Genomic DNA, 1,732 nt, shown 5'->3' on the forward strand with positions numbered 1-1,732 from the left:
GTAGACCTTTGAAAACTGAACAAAGTTTCGATAAGCAAATGTGCAGGGCCTTGCTAAAAACAAGGACAAAATTTGCGAAGTCAATTCGCTAGTAATAAATTTGAGTCACAAACTTTTAAAATGAGAGTTTGATCCTGGCTCAGGACGAACGCTGGCGGCGTGCCTAATACATGCAAGTCGAACGAAGTTGTTTTAACTGGTGCTTGCACCGACTTAAACAACTGAGTGGCGAACGGGTGAGTAACACGTGGGTAACCTGCCCCAAAGTGGGGGATAACATTTGGAAACAGATGCTAATACCGCATAACCACAGAAACCTCATGGTTTCTGTGTCAAAGATGGTTTCGGCTATCACTTTGGGATGGACCCGCGGCGTATTAGCTAGTTGGTAAGGTAACGGCTTACCAAGGCAATGATACGTAGCCGAACTGAGAGGTTGATCGGCCACATTGGGACTGAGACACGGCCCAAACTCCTACGGGAGGCAGCAGTAGGGAATCTTCCACAATGGACGAAAGTCTGATGGAGCAACGCCGCGTGAGTGAAGAAGGTTTTCGGATCGTAAAACTCTGTTGTCAGAGAAGAACGTGTGCGAGAGTAACTGTTCGTGCAGTGACGGTATCTGACCAGAAAGCCACGGCTAACTACGTGCCAGCAGCCGCGGTAATACGTAGGTGGCAAGCGTTGTCCGGATTTATTGGGCGTAAAGGGAACGCAGGCGGTTTTTTAAGTCTGATGTGAAAGCCTTCGGCTTAACCGAAGTCGTGCATTGGAAACTGGAGAACTTGAGTGCAGAAGAGGAGAGTGGAACTCCATGTGTAGCGGTGAAATGCGTAGATATATGGAAGAACACCAGTGGCGAAAGCGGCTCTCTGGTCTGTAACTGACGCTGAGGTTCGAAAGCGTGGGTAGCAAACAGGATTAGATACCCTGGTAGTCCACGCTGTAAACGATGAATGCTAAGTGTTGGAGGGTTTCCGCCCTTCAGTGCCGCAGCTAACGCATTAAGCATTCCGCCTGGGGAGTACGACCGCAAGGTTGAAACTCAAAGGAATTGACGGGGGCCCGCACAAGCGGTGGAGCATGTGGTTTAATTCGAAGCAACGCGAAGAACCTTACCAGGTCTTGACATCTTCTGCAAGCCTGAGAGATCAGGTGTTCCCTTCGGGGACAGAATGACAGGTGGTGCATGGTTGTCGTCAGCTCGTGTCGTGAGATGTTGGGTTAAGTCCCGCAACGAGCGCAACCCTTATTGCCAGTTGCCAGCATTCAGTTGGGCACTCTGACAAGACTGCCGGTGACAAACCGGAGGAAGGTGGGGATGACGTCAAATCATCATGCCCCTTATGACCTGGGCTACACACGTGCTACAATGGACGATACAACGAGTTGCTAGACCGCGAGGTTAAGCTAATCTCTTAAAGTCGTTCTCAGTTCGGATTGCAGGCTGCAACTCGCCTGCATGAAGTCGGAATCGCTAGTAATCGCGGATCAGCATGCCGCGGTGAATACGTTCCCGGGCCTTGTACACACCGCCCGTCACACCATGAGAGTTTGTAACACCCAAAGCCGGTGGGGTAACCATTAGGAACCAGCCGTCTAAGGTGGGACAGATGATTGGGGTGAAGTCGTAACAAGGTAGCCGTAGGAGAACCTGCGGCTGGATCACCTCCTTTCTAAGGATAGAAACGGAACCTGCACAAGCACGAAACTTTGTTTAGTTTTGAGAGGT

The 1,732-nt window shown here is 50.4% G+C and carries 1 rRNA gene; it reads left to right on the forward strand.

Going from position 1 to position 1,732, the window contains the following annotated elements:
• The first annotated feature begins 116 nt into the window (after window positions 1-116).
• Window positions 117-1,676: ribosomal RNA gene (locus tag FC89_RS04145) — 16S ribosomal RNA — on the forward strand.
• The last annotated feature ends 56 nt before the right edge of the window (window positions 1,677-1,732 follow it).

Origin of the sequence: Liquorilactobacillus ghanensis DSM 18630, assembly GCF_001435235.1 — a bacterium.
GTDB classification, from domain to species: Bacteria; Bacillota; Bacilli; order Lactobacillales; family Lactobacillaceae; genus Liquorilactobacillus; species Liquorilactobacillus ghanensis.